Origin of the sequence: Prauserella shujinwangii (assembly GCF_003001955.1) — a bacterium.
Lineage (GTDB): Bacteria > Actinomycetota > Actinomycetes > Mycobacteriales > Pseudonocardiaceae > Qaidamihabitans > Qaidamihabitans shujinwangii.
Genome location: NZ_PVNH01000005.1, coordinates 191034 through 205938, shown reverse-complemented (window position 1 = coordinate 205938; position 14905 = coordinate 191034). Strand labels below are relative to the sequence as shown.

The following is a 14905-nucleotide window of genomic DNA, read 5'->3' as shown; positions in this document are numbered from 1 at the left end:
GCCCATGACAACGGCGCCCTCGCTCGGCAAGCCCGCGCTGCCCGCGCAGGTCCGGCAGGCGAGGGAGGCGCTGCTGACGTTGCTGCGCGAGCTCGACCCGCAGGCCGCGAAGTGGGTCGAGGAGCAGCGCCGCACCCGCACCAAGAAGCCGTCGGTGGTGGTGGTCGGCGAGACCAACCGCGGCAAGAGCTCACTGGTCAACGCCCTGCTCGCCACCCCGGGGCTGTCTCCCGTCGACGCGGAGGTGGCCACCGCCACCTACCTGGTCTTCGACCACTCGCCGGAGTGGCTCGCGCAGGCCTGCTACCCCGGACAGCTGGCTCCGGTGGGGTTCCCGCTGGAGGAGCTCACCCGCTGGGTTTCGGCGTCGCACGAGCTGCCGGAGGGTCAGCTGCCGCCCCGGCACGTCGAGGTTTCCGGTCCCGTCCCGCTGCTGGAGCGCGTCTCGGTGGTGGACACGCCGGGTGTCGGCGGGCTCGACGCGGCGCACGGCGAGCTGGCGATGGAGGCCGCGGCCAACGCGACCGCCCTGTTGTTCGTGGTCGACGCGTCCGCCCCGTTCACGGCCAGCGAGCTGGGGTTCTTGAGCAGGCTGGCCGACCGGGTCGAGACCGTGGTGTTCGCACTGGCGAAGACCGACCAGTTCCGGGGGTGGCGCGAGATCCTCGACGCCGACCGTGAGCTGCTGGCCGAGCACGCGCCCCGGTTCGCCGACGCCACGTTCCATCCGGTGTCGGCGCGCATGTTCGAGCTGGCCGGCCGGGCGCCCAACGAGCAGGCCGCGGCCATGCTGCGGGAGAAGTCGGGAGTGACCGAGCTTCAGGAGGCGCTGCAGGAGCTGCTGCTCGGCCGCTCGGTGATGCTCGGCGAGGCGAACACGCTGCGGGCGCTGTCCAGCGCGCTCGGCGAGCAACACGCCAGGCTGACCGCCGAGCGCAGGGCGTTGACCTCGGGCGAGTCCGAGGCCGAGCGGCTGCGCGAGCGCCGCGACGAGCTGGCCGCCGAGCGCCGGTCGTCGACGAGGGGATGGCAGCTCAAGTTGCGCGGCGAGATCCAGCGCACCCGGGTCGAGATCGGGCACGAGGCCAGCCGCCAGATGCGCGACGCCCAGTCGTACTTCCGGCAGCGGATCGACTCGGCGTCCCGGGACGAGCTGGCGGCGCTGCCGCAGCAGGTGGACGTGGCACTGCAGTCGATCTCCCAGCGCGTCTCGGCGCTGCTCGCGCACCGGCTCAACCACGTCACGGACGCCGCGCTGGCCGAGCTGTTCTCCGCCGAGGAGCTGGCGATCATCCGCGCCCAGTTCGCGCGGGCGGGCGGGCCACCGGTGGTGCTGCGCCCGCCGGACAAGCGGCCCCCCACCGCCGAGGACAAGTTGCTCGTGTTCATGGGGGTGTCCGGGGGCGCCGGTGCGGCGAAGCTGGCCGCGGCCCCGCTCGCCGGGTTCGTCCTGTTCAACCCGGTGGTGCTGCCCGCGACGATCGTCATCGGCCTCGGCGCGGGCTGGTGGCTGGCGCGTACCCGCAGGCACGCCGCGGACAAGCAGCACACGAAGCAGTGGCTCGTGGAGTCGATCGCCGACGCCCGCTCGATGCTGGACCAGCTCGTCGCCGAACAGCTGATCGAGGCCGAACAGCAGCTTTCGCTCGCCCTCGACGACGCGCTGAGCAGGCGCATCGAGGCGATCGAGGCCGAACTCAAGGATGTCGACAAGTCGATCAAGCTGGACGCGCAGGAACGGTCCAGGCAGCTCACGCAGGTGACGAAGCGGCTCAAGGACGTCGCCGAGGGCCGGGAGCGGGCCGAGTCGCTGCTCGGCCGCATCCGCACCCTGCGAGATCGTCCCCGGGAGGGCTGACGCGCTGGATCGGGGAACCGAACAGGAATAACGTGAGTCCTAACCAGCGAGACGAGACATGCCGAGCCCGACCAGAGGGGGAGTTCCCGTGTGGGTCGACGAGAGTGGTGGAGCGGGTCCCACCGACGCCACCGCTGCCACTGACGACGCCGCGAACCTGCCGGAGATGACCGTCACCGTCGAGGGCGAGGACTACACGGCCGACGTCAACTTCGACATCGACGACGACGGGGTCCAGGACACGGCGGTCATCGAGCACTCCGACGGCAGCGGCCAGGCGTTCGTCGACAACGACGGCGACGGCTCGGCGGACGAGTACATCCAGCTCGACGCCGAGGGCAACGTGGTGGCGCACGCCGAGTACGACGAGGCGAGCGGCGACTGGATCTCGGTCGAGCCGGGCGGCTCCGGTGGTTCGGGGGACATCGGGACGCAGACGGGTGCGGGTGGCGCCATCACCGCCGACATGCCGAACGGTGAGCGGGAGGTCGGTCCCGCCACCGTCGACACCGACTCCGACGGCGTCAACGACACCGCGGTGGTGGACGCCGGGGACGGCAGCACGATCGCGTTCACCGACGTCGACGGGGACGGCTCGGCGGACGTGGCCGTGGTCATCGACGAGCACGGTGACTCGGTCGTGTACGAGCACGCGGGCGACGGCGAGTGGACCGAGGTCGAGGGGGCGGGCGCCGCCGACCAGCCCGAAGGCGGCAACGACAGCGCGTGGGGCGGCGGCCGCGAGCCCGTCGAGGGGGTCGCCAAGATCGACTCCGCGACGGGCCAGTGGATCAGCCAGAACTGAGAGTCACCACGGCACAATCGCAAATCGGACAATTGAGCGAAGGCCCGGCACGAACGAGTGCCGGGCCTTTGTGCTAACGCAGGAAAGTCTTTCTCGCTGGCGCGATTCAGCAAGAACTGAATCGATTCCCTTATCGTTCTTGTGAGAGAACCGACAGGTCAGGACTCGGTTGGCGTGGTGTCGGACCGCTACTCTCAGGGAATCCCCAAAACGTCCACGCCGCGAGGCGGTGTGTTCAAGCCATTCGGTCGCCGGCAACGAGGCCCGCATCCGGACTTCGGTCCGGTGTGGGCTTTTGTCGTCGAAGACAGGAGTAGAGATGACTGCAGTAGCCATCCCCGGTCTGGACAAGGCGCCTACGACCCACAGCGGCGTGCTGTCCTGGGTACGGGAGGTCGCCGAGCTCACCACCCCGGACCGAGTGGTTTGGGTGGACGGTTCCGACGAGGAGGCCGAGCGCATCAACGCGGAGCTCGTCGAGGCAGGCACCTTCGTGCCCCTGAAGGCCAAGCCGAACTCCTACTGGGCCGCCTCGGACCCCAGTGACGTGGCCCGGGTCGAGGAACGCACCTTCATCTGCTCCGAGCGCGAGGAGGACGCGGGGCCCACCAACAACTGGGTGCACCCCGACGAGATGAAGGCCACGATGACCGAGCTCTACCGGGGCTGCATGCGTGGTCGCACGATGTACGTCATCCCGTTCTGCATGGGCCCCCTCGGCGACGACAACCCCAAGCTCGGCATCGAGATCACCGACTTCGCGTACGTGGTCGCGTCGATGCGGGTGATGACCAGGATGGGCAAGGCGGCGCTGGACAAGTTCGTCAAGCCCGACGGCACCGAGCGGGAGTTCGTGCCCGCGTTGCACTCGGTCGGCGCGCCGCTGGAGCCGGGCCAGGAGGACGTGCCCTGGCCGTGCAACGACACCAAGTACATCAGCCACTTCCCCGAGTCCCGCACCATCTGGAGCTACGGCTCCGGGTACGGCGGCAACTCGCTGCTCGGCAAGAAGTGCTACTCGCTGCGCATCGCGTCGGTGATGGCGCGCGACGAGGGCTGGCTCGCCGAGCACATGCTGGTGCTCAAGCTGATCTCGCCGGAGAACAAGGCGTACTACGTCGCCGCCGCGTTCCCGAGCGCCTGTGGCAAGACCAACCTGGCGATGCTGCAGCCGACCATCCCCGGTTGGCGGGTCGAGACGCTCGGTGACGACATCGCGTGGATGCGCTTCGGCGAGGACGGCAGGCTCTACGCGGTGAACCCGGAGGCCGGGTTCTTCGGCGTGGCGCCGGGCACCAACTGGAAGACCAACCCCACCGCCATGCGGACCATCGAGCAGGGCAACTCGGTGTTCACCAACGTCGCGCTGACCGACGACGGCGACGTGTGGTGGGAAGGCATGGAGAACCAGCCGCGGCACGCGACGTCCTGGAAGAAGCAGGACTGGACGCCCGACTCGGACGAGCCCGCCGCCCACCCGAACTCCCGGTACTGCACGCCGATGTCGCAGTGCCCGATCCTGGCGCCGGAGTGGGACGACCCGAAGGGGGTGCCGATCTCGGCGATCCTGTTCGGCGGCCGCCGCGCCAACACGGTGCCGCTGGTGAACGAGGCCCGCGACTGGCAGCACGGCGTCTTCATGGGCGCGACGATGTCGTCGGAGAAGACCGCGGCCGCCGCGGGCAAGGTCGGCGAGGTGCGGCGCGACCCGATGGCGATGCTGCCGTTCCTCGGCTACCACGCCGGTGACTACTTCGCGCACTGGCTCGAGGTGGGCAAGAACGCCGAGGCGAGCAAGCTGCCAAGGATCTACTACGTCAACTGGTTCCGCCGGGGTGACGACAAGCGGTTCCTGTGGCCGGGCTTCGGCGAGAACTCGCGCGTGCTGAAGTGGATCGTCGAGCGGATCGAGGGCAAGGCCCCGGCCAGGGAGACCCCGATCGGCTACGTCCCCTCGGCTGAGGACCTCGACACCGAGGGGCTCACCGAGCCGCTGGCGGACATCCAGGCCGCGCTCGACGTGAACCCCGAGGAGTGGCGCCAGGAGATCCCGATGATCGAGGAGTGGTTCGACAAGATCGGCGACAAGGTGCCCTCCGGCCTGCGGGACGAGCTCTCGGCCCTGCAGCAGCGCCTCGGCTGACCAGCCGAGGCGCAGTGAAGGCCACCTTCAGTGCGTTCAACGCAGTGAAGGTGGCCTTCACTGCCGAAGGGTTCAGCTAGCCTGGCGACATGGAAGGGCCGGTCGCCGCGCGGGGGCTCGGTGTCCGGGCGGGTGACCACTGGCTCTTTCGCGGGCTCGATCTCACCGTGGCCGCGGGTGAGTCCGCCGTGGTGGCCGGGCCGAACGGCAGTGGGAAGTCGACGCTGCTCCGTTGCCTCTACGGCATGGAAGCACCGGCCGAGGGCGAGCTGCGCGTCTGCGGCCAGGTCCCGGACGAACGCGAACGGGATTTCCGGCGCAGGGTGTCGGTTCTGCTGGACGACTCCGAGTTCTTCGGTGAGCTGACGCCGGCACAGCACGTGGAGCTGCTCGCCGGGTCCTTCGGCGCGGACGCGGACATCGGGAAGGCACTCGCTGACGTGGGGCTCGCGGACCGTGCGGCCGTGCCGGCCGGGCTGCTGTCCGCCGGGCAGCAGCGCAGACTTCTGCTGCTCGGCGCGACGGCGCGGCCGTTCGACGTGCTCCTGCTCGACGAGCCGGAGCGAGCGCTCGACGTGGCGGGCAAGGAATGGCTCACCGAGCTGGTCGGGCGCGTGGCCGCGGCGGGCGCGGCCGTGGTCGTCGCGACGCATCACCCGCCGTTGCTCTCGGTGGCGGACCACGTGGTGCGGTGGGGATGACCGGGACACGTCGGCGGATACCAGGGCGCCGCCGGTTCGCCGGAGTGCTGTCCGGCGACACGGCGACCTTCGTCGCCCTGTTCGCCATCGGACTGCTGAGCGGCCTCTTCCGCGAGCTCGCGTGGTTGCGGGAGGTGCTCCTCGCAGGAGGGCCCGCACCAGATGCGGTCGTTCTCGCGCTGTTCGCGGTCTGTTGCGTGGCGGCATGGCACTCGCTGGCGCGCGGCAGGTTCCTGTGGGCCGAGCCCGCGACGCTGACGTGGCTCGACTACGGGACCGCCGACCGGGTGCGTACCGTCAGCGCCCGGTTGTGGGCCGCGTGGGCCTGGCGCGTGCTCCTCCTCGGATACGTCGGCGCCGTCCTGGGTTCGCTGCACACCGTGCCGGGATGGGTGTGGGTGAGCGGTGGGCTCCTGCTGGCCGCCGGGGCGGTCGCCGCCCTCATGTACGTGGGCGGGGTCCGCCGGTGGTCGCCGCTCCGCCTGCCCGTCGCCGCCCGCGCCGGGCGGCGACGGTTGGTCGATGGCTGGTCCGAGCGCGTGGTCAGGGCGATGTCGCTGACCTTCCTCGACGCGTTGCTGCTCGTGCCCGGCGGGCGGGCGCTGCCGGGCTTCTCCCTGCGCGGGCGGACGTTGCTGCGGCTGGCGGTGCTGGGCGTGGCGGCGCGAGGGCGGTACGCGACCGCGGCCGTCCTGCTCTGCCTGGCCGTGACGGGGTCACACGCGGCGTTGCCGGGGATACCGGACGCCGCGCTCGTCGGCGCGGGTGCGTACGTGGCGCTGCTCCCGTTCGGTGGTGGGCTCGGCCTGGTGTGGCGTTCACCGGGGCTGCGGCGCTGGCTGGACGCGCCGGACTGGCTGGTGCGGCTGTGCCACGGCATCGTGCTCGTCGGCCTCGCACTGCTCTGGGGGCTCTTCGTGCTGGCGAGCACCCTGCTGCTCGGCCTGCCACTCGCCGGAGCGGCGTGGCCCGCACTCGTGCTCTCCGCCGCGGCGGTCGTCCGCACGATGACCCGGCCACCGGTCGACTACGGCGCCACCGGTGCCGCTGACACCCCGTTCGGCCGGGCGCCCGTCGGGTTGCTGGTACAAGCCTTGCGGGGGCCGGACCTCCTCGTCGCCGGCGTATGGCTGCTCGCGGCGGCGGTGAGCGGGCAGTGAAGGCCACCTTCAGTGCGTTGAACGCAGTGAAGGTGGCCTTCACTGCCGAAGGGTTCAGCTGAACAGGCCGATCAGCTGGTCCACGGCGAGGTAGCCGAACAGCACCAGGCAGATCGTCAGCAGCCCGTTGGACAGCCACCGCGAACGGCCCTCCGGAGACACGCGCCGCGAGTTGAGCAGGATCAGCAGCGTGCCGGCGAGGAACGGCATGAACAGGGCGCCCAGCACGCCGTAGGTGACGGTCAGCTGGAACGGTTTGTCCAGGAACAGCAGCGCCATCGGCGGAAACGTCAGCCACAGCACGTACGCGCGGTACGGGGTGCTGCGCACGCCCGCGGACCGGTCGTAGTCCGCGAGGGACTCCTCGGCCCCCGCGGGCAGCCGCCAGGTCCGCCACCAGTCGGCGAACAGCAGGCTCACGCCGTTCCACACGCCCACCAGCGAGCTGAACGACACCGCGAAGAACCCGATCAGGAACGGGATCCGCGCCCACTGGCCGTAGTCGGCGGCGAGCGTGTCGCCCAGCATGAGCAGCCCCGTGTCGCCGTCGACGACCGGCTGGCCGAACAGCAGCTCGGAGCCGACGATGAGCATCGCGACGACGAAGATCCCGGTGGTGACGTAGCCGACCGTGTTGTCCAGCCGCATCATCGACAGCCAGCGTGACGAGCGCCAGCCCTTCGCCATCGTCCAGTAACCGTAGGCGGCCATCGTGATCGTGCCACCGACACCGCCGATGAGACCGAGCACGTACACCAGCGAGCCGTCCGGCAGCCGCGGCACCAGCCCCTTGCCCGCCTCGAGCAGGTTCGGGGCCACCATGACCGCCGTGCCCACGACCGTCACGAACATGACGCCGACGAGCGCCGTCATCACCTTCTCGATCAGCGCGTAGCGGCTGAACCACACGAGCAGGAACCCGAGAACACCGCAGATGATCGCCCAGTACCGCACCGAAAGGCCGGGGAAGAGCGCGTTGAGCGGCAGCCCCGACGCGGACATCGCGGTGGCCCCGTACACGAAACCCCACACGACGGCGTACGCGCCGAAGTAGACGAGCACCCACCTGCCGAGGGTCCGCCAGCCGGACAGCATCGTCTGCCCGGACGTCAGATGCCAGCGGCCGACGGCTTCCGCGAGCGCGATCTTGAAGATCGTGCCCACGATCACCGCCCACAGCAGGACGTAGCCGAACCGGGACCCGGCGACCATCGTGGCGACCAGGTCGCCCGCGCCGACACCCGTGGCCGCGGCCATGATCCCCGGACCGATCTGACGCAGCCGCTGCCTGGTTCCGGTCGGGACGCGTGTCACCTCTTCGTGACCGACTTCGTTGGACATGCCGGGCAAGGTAGCGCCGGTCACAGCCCGGGCGGAACGTCGCGAACCGGACCTTTACCTCGTCTTAGGACGGGCGCTCGCGTACCACGCCGAGCCGGTGGGACAGCCCTCAGCCGACCTTCGGCAGCCGGGTGTGCGACACGTCGCCGATCTCCCGGCGCAGGTCGTCCAGGGGCAGCCCGACGGCGTCGGCCACGGCCGCGACCGTGAAGAACGCCGGTGTCGGGATCCGCCCGGTCTCGATCTTGCGCAGGGTCTCCACGGAGATGTCCGCCGCCGCGGCGACCTCCACCATGCTCCGCGCGCCCCTCGCCCTGCGGAGCACGGCGCCGAGCCGCTCGCCGCGTTCCCGCTCGGCTTCGGTCAAAGGCACTCGCACCACGAGCCGATACTAATACCGCCGCGCGCCCGCGTCCCCCGTTCCGCCCGAACGGCCGGGGGCGCCGGTGGGCACGCCGTTCAGCTCGGCCGCGGCGCCGAGCCGGTCGTCGTCGGTCAACAGGACGTCCACGTCGAGCAGCAGTGCCGACGCGAGGTGCGGTGCGTCGAGTGCGCGGAGGACGTTCGCCACTGCCCACAGCCTGTGGACAACTCTGTGCACAGGCTGTGGGCAGTGACCGAATCGCGGTGGACGGCGGTCGCCGCCCCGGCTCACGCGCCTTCCGGGACGGGCAGCGGCATGCCGGGGCAGCTGGTCTCGTCCTCAGGAAGCTCCCCAGCCACGAGGAAGTTCTCCACAACCCGGTCGGCACAGGCGTTGCCGCCCGCGTAGATGCCGTGATCACCCTCGTCGGTGATCGTCAGCATGCGCGCGCCCTCGAACGCCCGGTGCGCGCGCCGCGCGCCCTCGATCGGCGTCGCCGGGTCGTGCTCCGACTGCACGATCAGCACCGGCGGCACCCCCTCGCCGTCCACTGGCTGCAGCGGCATGGGCCGGTTGTGCCAGAAGATGCACGGCTGGATCAGCCAGCCCCAGCCGAGCAGCGGGTAGTGCCTGCCGAGCACCTCGGACTGCCGGATGACCGACTGCCGGTTGCCGTACCACGGTCCCTCGTTGCACGGGATGGTCCAGAAGCTCGCGTCGTAGGCGTCGTCGTAGTCGAGCGGCACCATCAACGGCTGCGGTCCGAAGTCGGCCACCTCGCGCAGGCGCGCCTTCACGGTCCGTTCGGCCGAGGCCTGCTCGGCGGCGCCGGCGCGGCCCTCGGTCAGCGTCCGCACGCTCACGAGGTAGTCGGCGAGTCCGGGGAAGGAACGCTTGTTGTAGAGCATCCCGGCGATCGCGTTGTCCAGCTCGTTCGGCCCGACCTGCTCACCGTCGAGCTCCACCGGCTTCTTCGCCAGCGCCGCCCGCACCCGCTCGTACGTCCGCCGCGCCCGCTCTCCGCTCGTGCCGAAGTGGTACACCGAGTCGTACTTCGCCAGCCACGGCAGGAAGTCCTCCCGCCAGCGGCGCTCGAAGCCGAGCGGCTGCCAGTCGAACGAGCGCTGCCATGTGGTCGTGAACTCGGTCGCCGAGTCGAGCACGAACCGGCCGGTGTGCTCGGGGAACCGCTGGGCGTAGTGCGCGCCGAGCCAGGTGCCCGCCGAGTAGCCGACCCAGTTGATCTTCTCCCGGCCCAGCAGGACGCGCAGCAGGTCGATGTCCCTGGTCGTCTGGTACGTGTTGATCAGCGGACCGAGCTCACCGGAGTGCTTCTGGCACGACTTGGCCGCGTACTTCGTCGCGTCGAGGATGAGGTTGAGGTTGCGGCGGTCGCGGTCTCTCGGGTCCAGCGAGCTGCCGGTGCCGATCGCCCCGCCACACGTGATGTTGGTGCTCTTGCCGGTGCCGCGCGGGTCGAAGCCGATGATCTCCTGGTGCTCGCGCAGCCGGTCCTGGTTGCGCAGGCGAGCCGGGAAGATGCGGCCGGGCGCGCCGGGCCCGCCCGGGTTGGTCAGGACGCTGGCGCTCGCCTCGCCCCCGGTCGCGGCGAGCCTGCTCACCGCGATCGTGATGTCGATCCGGTCCTCGGGCCGGTCCCAGTCGCGCGGCGCCGTGTACGTCGCGCACTCGATGTTCTCCGCCCCCGCCGGCGGTGTCGCGGGCAGCTCGTCGCCGGTGCACCGGTGCCAGTTCAGCACCTGGTCGGCGTAGCGAGCGGGAATGTCGTACCCGGCCGCGGCCGCCGGTGGTGCCGCCTGCGCCGGTTGCGCCAGTGCCGGCACCAGCCCGGCCAACAGCCCGCCCACCGTCGCCGGAACCACCACGGCGAGGCGAAGTCTTCTCATCTGGTCAGCCCCTGTTCGTCGTCCGCGGTCGGCTCCGCGATCGGAGACATTGAAACCGGCGGAGCCCGCGCCGACAACCGTCGTTCGTCTGCGCGTCAGCGCGGCAGTGGTCCGGACCGGATGTCCCGCAGCGTGCCGCGCACCGGCTGCTCCGTCTCCGCGTAGCAGGTGAGGTTGGTGAAACCGCGCCGCCAGTTGGACTCGTCCGGCCAGCGCCAGGAGGCCAGCACGTCGTTCCTGGCCACCCCGAGATAGTCGACCAGTGCGCTCTGGCACCGGTCCCGGGCCGTCCGGTCGAACTCGTCGGCCGACGGCAGCGGGTCGGTCGACCGGCCCATCCGGACCACCCCGATGGCCTCACCCAGATGCGGCCCCGCGCACGACGTGCGCTTCGGCAGCTTCTTCGAGGGACGCACCGACGAGCACACCTGGTAGTCGTAGAGGCCCTCGCCGGCGAGCACCCCCTCGGCCGAGCCCGTGCGCGGCACGGCCTCACCCTCGGGGCTGAGCTGCGCCACCCCGCACCGGTACCAGCGTTGACCGTTGGCCCAGTCGTCCTCGCTCGCCCACATGAGCCAGGCGCCGAGCGTGGTGGCGTCGTAAGCCTCGTTGCCGAGGTAACGGGCGGCCTCCTCACGGCAGCTGGGGAACACCGCGGCGAATACCGACTCCCGGTCGGGCGGGCGATCCGGCAGGTCACCGCCGAACGTGCCGCCCATCGTGATCTCGACGGTGTGCTCGCGGCCGCAGTCGATCGGCGTGAGGTCGTTGCCGAGTACACACTGGCCGGGTTCGGGCAGTTCCCGCCTCGGCTCCTCCGAGCCACCCGGATCGCCCGTGGCCGAAGGCGAGGCCGAGGCCGGTACCGAGGCCGGGGCCCGGCCCGTCCCGGACGCGGCCGTGCCGGGAACCTGCGTCGTGCACGCCGAGAGAGCCATGGCGAGGACCGCCGCGACAGCCGCACTCGCTACCCCGTGTCTGGACATCGCGCATGACCCTACCGAGCGAGGTGTCCGGCCCTTAGGGTCTACGCCGCGTCAGCACACGCACACGCGAAGGAACGGGGAGGCACCATGTCGGCACGGCCGGGCAGGAAGGCTCCCGGGCTGCGGTTCAGCCCGTGGAACCTGCTCCTGATCATTCCGCTCTGGATCCTGATCACGCCCCTCTACAACCGGATGGAGCCCGCGCTGTTCGGGATGCCGTTCTTCTACTGGTTCCAGTTCGTGGGCATCGCGGTCGGGGTCGCCTGCACCGCGCTCGTCTACCGCATGACCAGGGAGAGGCCGACGGCGCCCGCGCGCGGCGAGCTCGACGTCGACGATCTCGACGAGGGGAGCGGCAGGTGAACGAGCTGCAGTGGCCCGAGCTGATCATCTTCGGAGCGCTGTTCCTGCTGGTGACCGTGCTTGGCTTCGCCGCCTCCCGGTGGCGGGCCGGGCGCACGCTGGAGCACCTCGACGAGTGGGGCCTCGGCGGCCGCAGGTTCGGCTCGTGGATCACCTGGTTCCTGATCGGCGGTGACCTCTACACCGCCTACACCTTCGTGGCGGTCCCCGCGCTGCTGTTCGGCGCCGGTGCGATGGGCTTCTTCGCGATGCCCTACACGGTGATCGCCTACCCGCTGGTGTTCCTGCCGCTGCTGCGGCTGTGGTCGGTGTCGCGCTCGCGCGGTTACGTCACCCCCGCCGACTTCGTGCGCGGCCGGTACGGCTCCCGCCTGCTGGCCACCCTCGTCGCGCTCACCGGCATCGTCGCCACGATGCCGTACATCGCGCTGCAGCTGGTGGGGCTGGAGTCGGTGCTGCGCACGATGGGGTTCAACGCCGGCGGCTTCCTCGGCCACCTCCCGTTGCTGATCGCGTTCGTGATCCTGGCGATCTACACCTACCAGTCGGGGCTGCGCGCGCCCGCGCTGATCGCGTTCGTCAAGGACGTGCTGATCTACGTGGTGATCCTGGTGGCGGTGCTGTACCTGCCCGCGAAGCTCGGCGGCTGGGACACGATCTTCTCCGCGGCCGAGGAGAAGTTCTCCTCGACCGAGTCGGCGAAGGACGGCGTGCTGCTCAGCGGGAACAACCAGCTGCAGTACGCCACGCTCGCGCTGGGTTCGGCGCTGGCGCTGTTCCTCTACCCGCACGCGGCCACCGGGGTGCTGGCCTCGCGCGGGCGGAACGTGCTCAAGCGCAACATGTCGGCGCTGCCGGCCTACTCGGTGCTGCTCGGGCTGCTGGCGCTGCTCGGGTTCGCGGCCATCGCCGCGGGCACCGAGGCGCTGACCAACGCGGCCACCGGCGAGCCCGACACCAACACGATCGTCCCGAAGCTGTTCGACGACATGTTCCCGGCGTGGTTCGCGGGGATCGCGTTCTCGGCGATCGGCATCGGTGCGCTGGTGCCCGCCGCGATCATGTCCATCGCGGCCGCGAACCTGTGGACCCGCAACGTCTACAAGGAGTTCCTGCACCGCGACGCGACCCCGGCCCAGGAAGCGCGGCAGGCGAAGCTGGCCTCGCTGGTGGTGAAGTTCGGCGCCGTCGCCTTCATCCTCTTCATCGACCCGCAGTTCTCGATCGACCTGCAGCTGATCGGCGGCGTGATGATCCTGCAGACGCTCCCGGCGGTCGCGATCGCGCTGTACACGCGGTGGTTCCACGTGTGGGGACTGGTCGCGGGCTGGCTGGCGGGCATGACGTGGGGCCTGCTCCTGCTGTACGGCATCCCCAACCCGGCGGCAGGCAAGGAGCACTTCGGTGGCTCCGCGCTGCCGCTGGCGGAGCTGAACCTGTTCGGCTGGCAGCCGTTCCCCGGCTCCGAGACGCAGATCTACGTGGGCATCGTGGCGCTGGTCGCGAACCTCGCCGTGGCGGCGGTGGTGACCGTGGTCGCGCGGCGGTTCCACGTGTTCAACGGCATCGACTCGACCGAGCCGGGCGACTACCACGTCGACGAGGACGACAAGGACCTCAGGCCGGTGGCGGCGTCGTGACGAGCCCGCTCACGAGGTGCGGTCGCGCTCCGCGCAGTCGGCGAGGCGGCGGCGCAGAAACCGCTTCCGGGGCTCGGAGCCGGGCAGGTCGAGGGCCCTGCGGTAGTAGGCGGCCGCCCGCTCGCGCTCCCCCGCGCGCAGCCACAGCGCGCCGAGCGCGGCGGGCAGCGGGCCGTACGCCGCGAGCCGCTTGTCGCCCTCCAGCCGCTCGAGCTCCGCGATGCCTTCGGCCGGTCCGTACGCCATCCCGAGCGCGATCGCCCGGTTGAGCCGTGTCACCGGTGCGGGGCGCAGTGCCACCAGCTGGTCGTAGAGACCGAGCACCCGGGGCCAGTCGGTGTCGCCGGGGGCGTCGGCCGCCGCGTGACACAGCGCGATCGCCGCCTCCACGTGGTACGCCGACAGCTCGGGCCCGGTGCAGGAGGCACCGAACAACCGGGTGCCCTCGGCGATCATCGCCCGGTCCCATCGCGTGCGATCCTGCTCGTCCAGCAGGACGATGTCGCCCCCTGCGTCGACCCGGGCGGGCAACCGGCTGGCCTGGAGCAGCATCAACGCCACCAGCGCCCTGGCCCTGGGCAGGTCGGTGCGCCGGTCGGCGAGCAGCAGCCGCCCCAGCCGGATCGACTCGCCACACAGCTCGCCACGCACGGCCGCCTCGCCGGACGTGGCGTCGTAACCCTCGTTGAACAGCAGGTACAACACCGCCAGCACGCTGTCCACCCGCGGTTCCAGCGCCGCTGAGGGCGGCAGCTCGATGGCGTTGCCGCTCTCCCGCAGCCACCGGCGGGCCCGTGTCAGCCGCTGCGCGACGGTCGCGGGCCTGGTCAGCAATGCGGCGGCGATCTCGTCGACGCCGAGGCCGCCCACCGTTTTCAGGGTCAGCGCGACCTGCGAGGCAGGGGGCAGTTCCGGATGGCAGCAGAGCAGCATCAGGGCGAGTTCCGCGTCGCCGCCCTGCTGCTCCGCGCAGCCCAGCTCCGCCAGCGCGGGCAGCCTGGCCCGCAGCGCCCGCTCGCGCCGGAGCAGGTCGATCGCCCGGTTGCGGGCGGCCCGGAACAGCCAGCCCCGTGGGTTCGCCGGCACCCCCGCGTGCGGCCACGTCCGCAGTGCCTGCTCCAGCGCGTCGGCCACCGACTCCTCGGCGAGGTCGAGGCGGTCGGGGCCGAGCGTGCGGACCAGCGTGGCCACGATCTGCCCCGAGCTGTGCCGGAACAGGTGCTCGACCACGCCGGCCGCCCGCACGGTCAGTCCTCGCAGCCGTTCTCGCCGACCTTGCGGATCTCGATCGGGCCGAACGCGAGGTGCGGGTGCGTGCCGAACATCTTCTCGGCCTGGTCGAGGTCGTCGGCCGTGAGCACGATGTACCCGCCGACGATCTCGGTCGCCTCCGTGTGCGGGCCGTCGGTCGACGACAGCGTGCCGTCGGCGAGCCGGAGCACCCGGCCGCTCCTGGACAGGCCGTCGCTGGCCACGAGCTGCCCCGCCCGTTCCCTGTCGGCGCTCCAGGCGAGGTAGCGCTCCAGCGTCCGCTGGGCCTCGTCCGGGCTCAGGTGCGCGAGGGCGTCGGTGGTGTTGCGCAGGAATCCGACGTAGCTGGGCATGGTCGCCTCCGTTCTCTCGATGGACGAGATACA

General features: G+C 71.0%; 14 protein-coding genes. 7 read left to right on the top strand and 7 right to left on the bottom strand.

The window, feature by feature from the left end; translation table 11 throughout:
• The first annotated feature begins 4 nt into the window (after positions 1-4).
• The 5 genes from B0I33_RS13705 to B0I33_RS13685 all read left to right on the top strand — a co-directional run bounded on the left by B0I33_RS13705 (position 5) and on the right by B0I33_RS13685 (position 6667).
• Positions 5-1858 carry a dynamin family protein gene (locus tag B0I33_RS13705; protein WP_106179132.1) on the top strand — a complete coding sequence of 618 codons (1854 nt, stop codon included), beginning with the start codon at positions 5-7 and terminating at the stop codon, positions 1856-1858.
• Between the two features lie 88 nt (positions 1859-1946).
• On the top strand, positions 1947-2663 hold the full coding sequence (locus tag B0I33_RS13700; protein ID WP_106179131.1) for a DUF6802 family protein: 717 nt from the start codon (positions 1947-1949) through the stop codon (positions 2661-2663).
• Positions 2664-2982: 319 nt separating this feature from the next.
• Positions 2983-4806 (top strand): phosphoenolpyruvate carboxykinase (GTP), encoded by a 1824-nt coding sequence (locus tag B0I33_RS13695; RefSeq protein ID WP_106179130.1) that lies wholly within the window; start codon positions 2983-2985, stop codon positions 4804-4806.
• 89 nt (positions 4807-4895) lie between these two features.
• Positions 4896-5507, top strand: coding sequence for an ABC transporter ATP-binding protein (locus tag B0I33_RS13690; protein WP_106179129.1), 612 nt, complete (start codon positions 4896-4898; stop codon positions 5505-5507).
• Complete coding sequence (locus B0I33_RS13685) at positions 5504-6667, top strand: DUF6297 family protein (RefSeq protein WP_146147492.1); 1164 nt, start codon at positions 5504-5506, stop codon at positions 6665-6667. Before B0I33_RS13690 ends, B0I33_RS13685 begins: the two co-directional genes overlap by 4 nt.
• A 54-nt stretch (positions 6668-6721) precedes the next feature.
• Here the strand turns inward: B0I33_RS13685 and B0I33_RS13680 are convergent, their stop codons facing one another.
• The 5 genes from B0I33_RS13680 to B0I33_RS13660 all read right to left on the bottom strand — a co-directional run bounded on the left by B0I33_RS13680 (position 6722) and on the right by B0I33_RS13660 (position 11217).
• Entirely contained in the window at positions 6722-8008 is a 1287-nt protein-coding gene (locus B0I33_RS13680; RefSeq protein WP_106179127.1) for an Nramp family divalent metal transporter, read from the bottom strand.
• Positions 8009-8117: 109 nt separating this feature from the next.
• On the bottom strand, positions 8118-8390 hold the full coding sequence (locus tag B0I33_RS13675; protein ID WP_106179126.1) for a helix-turn-helix domain-containing protein: 273 nt from the start codon (positions 8388-8390) through the stop codon (positions 8118-8120).
• Positions 8391-8399: 9 nt separating this feature from the next.
• Positions 8400-8579, bottom strand: coding sequence for a hypothetical protein (locus B0I33_RS30405; protein WP_245900661.1), 180 nt, complete (start codon positions 8577-8579; stop codon positions 8400-8402).
• 80 nt (positions 8580-8659) lie between these two features.
• Positions 8660-10279 carry an alpha/beta hydrolase gene (locus tag B0I33_RS13665; protein ID WP_106179125.1) on the bottom strand — a complete coding sequence of 540 codons (1620 nt, stop codon included), beginning with the start codon at positions 10277-10279 and terminating at the stop codon, positions 8660-8662.
• A gap of 95 nt (positions 10280-10374) precedes the next feature.
• Positions 10375-11217 carry a septum formation family protein gene (locus B0I33_RS13660; RefSeq protein ID WP_245900659.1) on the bottom strand — a complete coding sequence of 281 codons (843 nt, stop codon included), beginning with the start codon at positions 11215-11217 and terminating at the stop codon, positions 10375-10377.
• 135 nt (positions 11218-11352) lie between these two features.
• On the opposite strand from B0I33_RS13660, the gene B0I33_RS13655 reads away from it, so the two are divergent.
• Both B0I33_RS13655 and mctP read left to right on the top strand, forming a co-directional pair.
• Complete coding sequence (locus tag B0I33_RS13655; protein ID WP_106179123.1) at positions 11353-11628, top strand: DUF3311 domain-containing protein; 276 nt, start codon at positions 11353-11355, stop codon at positions 11626-11628.
• Complete coding sequence (gene mctP / locus B0I33_RS13650) at positions 11625-13268, top strand: monocarboxylate uptake permease MctP (RefSeq protein WP_106179122.1); 1644 nt, start codon at positions 11625-11627, stop codon at positions 13266-13268. Before B0I33_RS13655 ends, mctP begins: the two co-directional genes overlap by 4 nt.
• 9 nt (positions 13269-13277) lie before the next feature.
• Here the strand turns inward: mctP and B0I33_RS13645 are convergent, their stop codons facing one another.
• Together B0I33_RS13645 and B0I33_RS13640 are read right to left on the bottom strand one after the other, a co-directional pair.
• Entirely contained in the window at positions 13278-14513 is a 1236-nt protein-coding gene (locus B0I33_RS13645) for an RNA polymerase sigma factor (RefSeq protein ID WP_245900657.1), read from the bottom strand.
• A 2-nt stretch (positions 14514-14515) separates the two neighbouring features.
• Entirely contained in the window at positions 14516-14872 is a 357-nt protein-coding gene (locus tag B0I33_RS13640; protein ID WP_106179121.1) for a YciI family protein, read from the bottom strand.
• Positions 14873-14905: the final 33 nt, after the last annotated feature.

What these genes read in the sequence shown, in the direction of transcription:
- B0I33_RS13705 (WP_106179132.1), top strand. Translation starts at nt 5, where the DNA reads ATGACAACGGCGCCCTCGCTCGGCAAGCCCGCGCTGCCCGCGCAGGTC.
- B0I33_RS13695 (WP_106179130.1), top strand. Translation starts at nt 2,983, where the DNA reads ATGACTGCAGTAGCCATCCCCGGTCTGGACAAGGCGCCTACGACCCAC.
- B0I33_RS13690 (WP_106179129.1), top strand. Translation starts at nt 4,896, where the DNA reads ATGGAAGGGCCGGTCGCCGCGCGGGGGCTCGGTGTCCGGGCGGGTGAC.
- B0I33_RS13685 (WP_146147492.1), top strand. Translation starts at nt 5,504, where the DNA reads ATGACCGGGACACGTCGGCGGATACCAGGGCGCCGCCGGTTCGCCGGA.
- B0I33_RS13680 (WP_106179127.1), bottom strand. Translation starts at nt 8,008, where the DNA reads ATGTCCAACGAAGTCGGTCACGAAGAGGTGACACGCGTCCCGACCGGA.
- B0I33_RS13665 (WP_106179125.1), bottom strand. Translation starts at nt 10,279, where the DNA reads ATGAGAAGACTTCGCCTCGCCGTGGTGGTTCCGGCGACGGTGGGCGGG.
- B0I33_RS13660 (WP_245900659.1), bottom strand. Translation starts at nt 11,217, where the DNA reads ATGGCTCTCTCGGCGTGCACGACGCAGGTTCCCGGCACGGCCGCGTCC.
- B0I33_RS13655 (WP_106179123.1), top strand. Translation starts at nt 11,353, where the DNA reads ATGTCGGCACGGCCGGGCAGGAAGGCTCCCGGGCTGCGGTTCAGCCCG.
- B0I33_RS13640 (WP_106179121.1), bottom strand. Translation starts at nt 14,872, where the DNA reads ATGCCCAGCTACGTCGGATTCCTGCGCAACACCACCGACGCCCTCGCG.